We start from the raw sequence: 6,701 nt of genomic DNA on the forward strand, positions 1-6,701 counted from the left end.
CGACCGCTACGTCGTGGTTCGGACGCCCGCCAACCCGACCTATTTCTGGGGCAACTTCGTCCTCTTCGCGACGCCGGTCGAGCCGGACGCGATGGAAGAGCGGCTCGACCTCTTCGCAGGCGTGTTTCCGGACGCCGCCCACGTCGCGTGGGGGATCGACTCGGTGGACGGGACCGTCGGCGCGGAAGCAGAGCTCGTCGCGGCAGGCTTCGAGGTGAGTCGCGACACCGTGCTCATCGCGTCGGCGCTCCATCGGCCCTCGCGTCCGACGCACGCGGAGCTACGACCGATCGAGAGCGACGCGGACTGGCGGCAGGCGCTCGCACTGCACACCGCGTGCACCGAGGGGGACGAGCACGTCACGGAGGAGTTCCTCGCAGGCCAGGTCGCGGCGGCCCGCGCGCTCACCGAGCTCGGCCATGCGTCGTGGTTCGGCGTGTTCGAAGACGGACGGCTGCTGTCCTCGCTCGGCATCGTCTCCGACGGCTCCGGACTCGCCCGCTTCCAGTCCGTCGAGACGCATCCCGACGCTCGCCGGCGCGGCCTCGCGAGCGCGCTCGTCCACCACGCGGGAAAGGCGGCGCTCGACCGAGGCGCGAAGCGGCTCGTGATCGTCGCCGATCCGGGATACCACGCGATCGGCATCTACCGCTCGCTCGGGTTCGTCGATTGGGAGACGCAGGTGCAGCTCACGCGTCCGCCGGGCTCGACCGGCACCTGACGTTCCTTACACTCGGCGAGGTGCAGAGGTTCGACGTGCTCGTCGTCGGAGCAGGGCCGGCGGGATCCTCGACCGCGATCCATCTCGCGCGCGCCGGAGCGCGCGTGCTTCTCTCCGACAAGGCCGTGTTCCCACGCGACAAGCCGTGCGGCGGCGGTCTGACGGGCCGCGCGCTGAAGCGGATCCCCGTCGACCCGTCGCCCGTCGTCGAGCGGGACATCGACCGCTTCCAGCTCCGTCTGCGCTACGGCTCGAGCTTCACGCGAGGCCATGACGAGCCACTGATCAGGATGACGCAGCGCCGCCGGCTGGACGCGTTCCTCCTCGAGCACGCCGCGGCCGCGGGGGCGGTGGTGCGCGACGGCACCCGGGTCGAGGCGCTCGACGTCGACGACGCCGGAATCACGGCGCTGGTCGGAGGCGAGACCGTGCGGGCGGATGTCCTCGTCGGCGCCGACGGCGCCAACGGCGTGGTGGCCCGGTCGGCCGGACTGGGGGAGGGGATCGTGCGCGGCGTCGCGCTCGAGGGCAACGTGCCGCTCGCGGCGCTCCGCGGCGACCTCGAGCGGACCGCGGTGATCGAGCTCGCCGTCCTTCCCGGCGGCTACGGCTGGGTGTTCCCCAAGGGCGACCATGCGAACCTCGGCGTCGGTGGGTGGGGCAGCGAAGGGCCGCGGCTGCGCGACCATCTCGCGCGGTTGGCGCACGCACACGGAGTCGCGTTCGAGGCCGTCACGGACCTGCGCGGTCATCGGCTCCCCATGCGACGGCTCGGCACACCTGCCGGAGCGGGGCGCGTTCTGCTCGTCGGCGATGCCGCGGGCCTCGTCGACCCGCTGTCGGGCGACGGCATGTATGAGGCGTTCGTCTCGGCGCGCCTCGCTGCCGACGCGATCGTCGTCGGCGATCTCGACGGCTACAGCGCGGCGCTCTCCGCAGCACTCGACCGGCACGCTGCCGCGTCCTGGGCGGCCAAGCGAGCCTTCGACCGCTACCCGCGCACGGTGTTTGCGGCAGCACGGGCGCCCGGTGTCTTCAGGGTGGTGGCCGGGCTGCTCTGCGGTGAGGTGGCCCACCCGGCCGACGCGCGCGGCGTTGCGCGCGGGCCGCTGAAGCTGATCGCCCGCCTCGCCGGCTGACCCGTCGTCTCACTCCTCCGCCAGCGCCTCGGCCAGCAGCGACGTCGCATACGCCCTCCAGGCGAGGTCTGCGTCCGAGAGGAGGAGACCGAGCGCCTCGCGGGCGCCGCGTAGCCCGGCCACGTCGCCCGAGAGCGACTCGAGCCCTGCGCGGAGCCGAAGGCGCCGCTCCTCGGTGTCGAGGTCGTCCGCGAGCGCCGCCGCCGCCCGGCCGAAGGGGTCGAGCGGGCGGCGGGGATCGCCTCCGGCCGCGAGGAGGAGCTCCGCGCGGCGGATCGCGGCGCCGAGCTCGTCCTCGTCGATCGCGACGCCGCGGCCCGCGAAGAAGCAGAGCATCGTCCACTGCTCCGTCACGTCCGCCCGCTCGACGGAGCGGATCCAGTCCCGGATCGTGTCCCGCGCCATGTCCGCGTTCTATCGCAGCGGATGTTCGGGTCCGGTTCGGAAGGCCAGGACGCCCGGTCAAGCGGACGCCCGAGTCGTCCGATAGGTCAGACATGGGTGGTGGTCGTCTCGTCGTCGCGTCGTGCGCTGCGCTCGCGTCGCTCGTGCTGACAGCGCCTGCGCTCGCCGCCGACCCCGGGGCCGAGCTCGCCCAGCCCGCCGCCACGACGGCGAAGAGCTGGGCGGCGCCGCAGATCGCCTCGGTCGTGCTCGCCGGGTTGATGGGGCCGGACGTCACTTCCTTCCGCCCCGACGACGCGTTGACCCGTGCGGAGCTGCACGCCGCGATCCTCGCGTTGGGCAAGCCGCACCGGGCGCCGGCCGACCCGACGCGGATCGTGACGATGCGCGAGCTCGATGCCCAGCTCGTCGCAGCGGCCGGGCTGCTTCCGTCGGCGCGGGCGATCCGGCTCGCCGCGGCGGCCGCGGGCCTCGCCCCGACCGACATGGTGGGCACCGAGACCGTCGCGCGACTGCTCGGACTGCGACTCAACCACCCGCAGGGGAGTGAGGAGCTCGAGCGGGCGCCGAAGCAGCCGGCCTCACGCGCCGAGGCCGCGTACTCGCTCGCCAAGCTTCGCGCTCTGGACCCCGCCCGGATCGCGGCGATCCAGCAGCTCGCTGCGAGCCTTTCCGTGCCGGCGCTCACGGATCTGCAGCGCGAGGTGCTCGCGCGGGCGCTGCGATTCGTCGGGTACCCGTACGTCTTCGCCGGGATGTCGGAGAAGACGCAGAAGATCTGGAGCGCCACCGCCCCGGGCAACACGATCACCGTCCCGGGTGGGTTCGACTGCTCGGGCTTCGTGTGGCGTATCTACAAGCTCCAGCCGTTCGACGATGCGCCCGCCCTCGCAGCGGTCCTGCGCGGGCGGACGTCGTACGCGATGAGCGGCGAGGTCGCGAAGTCGGTGCGGATCGATCCGACGGCGCTCCAGCCGGCCGACGTCCTCTTCTTCGGCTCGCAGGGCCCCAAGTCCAAGCCGTCCGAGGTGGGCCACATGGGGATCTACGTCGGCAACGGCTGGTTCGTGCACTCGTCGAGCGGCGGCGTGACGTTGCAGCCGCTCCAGGGCTGGTACGCGACGACGCTCGCATGGGCCCGGCGGCCGCTCGCCGAGGCCGGCCTGGCCGTGTAGCGCCGCGCTTCGTTCACCGCCCATCGGGGTACATTCCCCGCGTGCGCTGGAAGAAGGTACCCGGCCAGGGCGACATGGAGGACCGCCGCGGCCAGTCGGGCGGCCCGCTCGGCGGCGGCGGCTTCCCGATCCCGATGGGTGCCGGAGGCGGCGGGCTCGGGCTCATCATCCTCGTCGTCCTCGCGCTCCTCTTCGGCGGGAACATCGTCGGTGGCGGCGGCTCGAGCGGGCCGTTGAACCCGGGCGGGATCGACGAGACGGTGCCGCAGGCCGATTCCGGAACGCAGCCCGGTACGCAGACCGGCACGACGAAGGACCAGGCGTTCGAGTTCGCGAAGTTCGTCAGCCAGGACGCGCAGGACATGTGGACGCAGATCTTCCAGCAGTCCGGTAAGGCGTACACGCGGGCTCCGGTCGTCACGTTCACGTCCGGCACCGTGACCGGCTGCGGCCCCGCGTCCTCCTCGACCGGGCCGTTCTACTGCCCCGTCGACCACAAGGTGTACCTCGACCTCTCCTTCTTCCGGGAGCTGTCGAAGCGCTTCGGCGCGCCCGGTGACTTCGCCACGGCGTACGTGATCACCCACGAGATCGGCCACCACATCCAGAGCGAGCTCGGGATCGAGGAGCAGATCCGGCAGAAGCAGCAGGACGATCCGAGCCATGCGAACCGGTACTCGGTGCAGCTCGAGCTCCAGGCCGACTGCTTCGCGGGGGTCTGGGCTCGCTCCACCTACGACCGGGGGATCCTCGATCCTGGGGACATCGACGAGGGTCTCAAGGCTGCGGCCGCCGTCGGCGACGACCGCCTCGGCGCGCGGAGCCGCGAGCAGTGGACGCACGGCTCCTCGGAGCTGCGTGTGCAGTGGTTCCGGACGGGCTTCGACTCGGGCAAGCCGGGCGACTGCGACACGAGCAACGTCGACGTCTGACGGCGCGCTCGCGTGGCTCGTCGGCGCGCCGCGAGGTCGGAAGAACGGTCTCAGAGGCCGTTCTTCGTCAAGAGTCTCCGTCGGGACCTGTCCGGAGTGACCCGGCGCGGGGCGAGAAGATCGCTCGGGGCCACACGACGCAACGGATTCGCGCTTGTGGAACGATGCGCACGAAGCTGGCACGGTTTGCACTTGACACGAATCGGTCTCTGAGGCGATTCGGCCCTCCGGCCGCGTGCGCCCTTCGCCGCGATACCCTCAGCGGACACGGATTTCTCGAGAGGAGTGAGCGATGACGGAGCTTGCCGAGGCGCCGGCCGAAGGACGCGACGGAGCGGTCACACGGATTCCCCACTGGATCGGGGGAAAGCGCGTCGACGGGACGTCCGGCCGCAGCGGGCCGGTCTACAACCCCGCCACGGGCACGCAGTCCGGTGCGGTCGACCTCGCGTCGGTCGAGGAGATCGACGCGGCCGTACGGAACGCCGCGGAGGCCTGGGAGACGTGGCGCACCGTCTCGCTCGCGAAGCGCGCGGAACTCTTCTTCCGCATTCGCGAGCTCTTCCACGCCCACCGCGAGGACCTCGCGAAGCTCCTCACCGCGGAGCACGGGAAGGTGCTGTCCGACGCGATGGGCGAGGTCGCACGCGGGCTCGAGGTGATCGAGTACGCGTGCGGGATCCCGACGCTCATCAAGGGCGAGTTCTCCGAGCAGGCCTCGACCGGGATCGACGTCTACTCGATCCGGCAGCCCCTCGGCGTCGTCGCAGGCATCACGCCGTTCAACTTCCCGGCGATGGTCCCGATGTGGATGTGGGCGCCGGCAGTCGCCTGCGGGAACTGCTTCCTCCTGAAGCCGTCCGAGAAGGATCCGTCCGCATCGCTGCTCACGGCCGAGCTGCTCAAGGAGGCGGGCCTCCCCGACGGCGTCTTCAACGTCGTCCACGGCGACAAGGTCGCGGTCGACGCGCTGCTCGAGCATCCCGGCGTCGCGGCGGTCTCCTTCGTCGGCTCGACCCCGATCGCTCGCTACATCTACGAGACCGGCACGAAGCACGGCAAGCGCATCCAGGCCCTCGGCGGGGCGAAGAACCACATGATCGTGCTGCCCGACGCCGACGTCGAGATGGCCGCCGACGCCGCCGTCTCCGCGGGTTACGGCTCGGCGGGCGAGCGCTGCATGGCCGTGTCCGTGCTCGTCGCGGTCGGCGACGTCGCCGACCCGCTCGTCGAGGCGATCAAGCAGCGGCTGCCGAAGGTCAAGGTGGGCGACGGGATGCAGCCCGACTCCGAGATGGGCCCGCTCGTGACCCGCGAGCACCGCGACAAGGTCGCGTCGTACATCGCCTCGGGCTCGGACCAGGGCGCGAAGATCGTCGCCGACGGCCGCGAGACGGCTCCCGACGGTGACGGCTTCTTCCTGGGCGTCTCCCTGCTCGACAACGTGACGACCGAGATGGACGCCTACCGAGACGAGATCTTCGGCCCGGTGCTCTCGGTCGTCCGGGCGGCGAGCTATGACGAGGCGATCGGGCTCGTCAACGACAACCCGTACGGCAACGGCGTCGCGCTGTTCACGCGGGACGGCGGCGTCGCGCGCCAGTTCCAGTTCGACGTCGCTGCCGGCATGGTCGGGATCAACGTGCCGATCCCCGTGCCGGTCGCCTACTACTCGTTCGGCGGCTGGAAGGCTTCCCTCTTCGGGGACTCGCACGCATACGGCCCGGAGTCGATCCACTTCTACACGCGCGGCAAGGTCGTGACGTCCCGCTGGCCCGACCCGGCCACGAGCAAGGTCGACCTCGGCTTCCCGCAGACGAGGTAGTCGGCGATGACACGGGCCATGACCGTTGACCGGCGCGGCCCGCGACGTGCACAATCGACACCTGCCGGCCGGGGCGGACCTGCGGCGCCGCCCCGGTCGCTTTCCACATGAGCCGGATCCTCGTCGAGGGCTTCGAGCGCGATTCGGTCGTCCTCGCGCGGATGCTCGTGCGTGAAGGGCACCGCGTCACGATCGCGGATACGGGCGACGCCTCCCAGCAGGCTCTGGAGCTCCGCGCGTCGGGCGTCACGGTGCGCGCACGTGCCTCCCTCGACACCGAGCCCGGGCAGTACGACGAGGCATTCCTGGACGTCTGGACGCCCGAGGTCGCGCCGCGCGTCACCCTGCTGCGCGAGAGCGGTTGCGTGGTGCGCTGCCTCGGCGACATCGTCCTCGAACGCGCGACGGTGCCCACGATCGGCGTCACGGGGACGGCCGGGAAGACCACGGCCGCGGCGTTCCTCACGTACTTCCTGCGCACGGCCGGCGTCACGGTCCACGCGA

The 6,701-nt window shown here is 71.5% G+C and carries 6 protein-coding genes and 1 pseudogene; 6 read left to right on the top strand and 1 reads right to left on the bottom strand.

Going from position 1 to position 6,701, the window contains the following annotated elements:
- Together VNM44_RS04050 and VNM44_RS04055 are read left to right on the top strand one after the other, a co-directional pair.
- Positions 1 to 721 (top strand): GNAT family N-acetyltransferase (locus VNM44_RS04050; protein ID WP_325622895.1); only part of this gene is annotated, 721 nt, incomplete at its 5' end.
- A 20-nt stretch (positions 722 to 741) separates the two neighbouring features.
- Positions 742 to 1,860: a geranylgeranyl reductase family protein gene (locus VNM44_RS04055; RefSeq protein ID WP_325622897.1), complete on the top strand. Its 1,119-nt coding sequence runs from the start codon at positions 742 to 744 to the stop codon at positions 1,858 to 1,860.
- A 9-nt stretch (positions 1,861 to 1,869) separates the two neighbouring features.
- Here VNM44_RS04055 and VNM44_RS04060 read toward each other — a convergent pair whose 3' ends face one another.
- On the bottom strand, positions 1,870 to 2,265 hold the full coding sequence (locus VNM44_RS04060; protein ID WP_325622898.1) for a hypothetical protein: 396 nt from the start codon (positions 2,263 to 2,265) through the stop codon (positions 1,870 to 1,872).
- A gap of 92 nt (positions 2,266 to 2,357) precedes the next feature.
- Between VNM44_RS04060 and VNM44_RS04065 the strand changes: the two genes are divergently transcribed.
- The 4 genes and pseudogenes from VNM44_RS04065 to VNM44_RS04080 all read left to right on the top strand — a co-directional run.
- The gene (locus VNM44_RS04065; protein WP_325622900.1) at positions 2,358 to 3,440 is read left to right on the top strand and encodes a C40 family peptidase; all 1,083 of its coding nucleotides are present in this window, start codon (positions 2,358 to 2,360) and stop codon (positions 3,438 to 3,440) included.
- Between the two features lie 41 nt (positions 3,441 to 3,481).
- The gene (ypfJ, locus tag VNM44_RS04070) at positions 3,482 to 4,372 is read left to right on the top strand and encodes a KPN_02809 family neutral zinc metallopeptidase (protein ID WP_325622902.1); all 891 of its coding nucleotides are present in this window, start codon (positions 3,482 to 3,484) and stop codon (positions 4,370 to 4,372) included.
- A 292-nt stretch (positions 4,373 to 4,664) separates the two neighbouring features.
- A complete protein-coding gene (locus VNM44_RS04075; RefSeq protein WP_325622904.1) occupies positions 4,665 to 6,197 on the top strand; it encodes a CoA-acylating methylmalonate-semialdehyde dehydrogenase in 1,533 nt (510 codons plus the stop codon).
- A gap of 107 nt (positions 6,198 to 6,304) precedes the next feature.
- Positions 6,305 to 6,701 (top strand): annotated as a pseudogene (locus tag VNM44_RS04080) (hypothetical protein); the annotation flags it as partial.

The organism is Gaiella sp. (assembly GCF_035558935.1).
Lineage (GTDB): Bacteria > Actinomycetota > Thermoleophilia > Gaiellales > Gaiellaceae > Gaiella.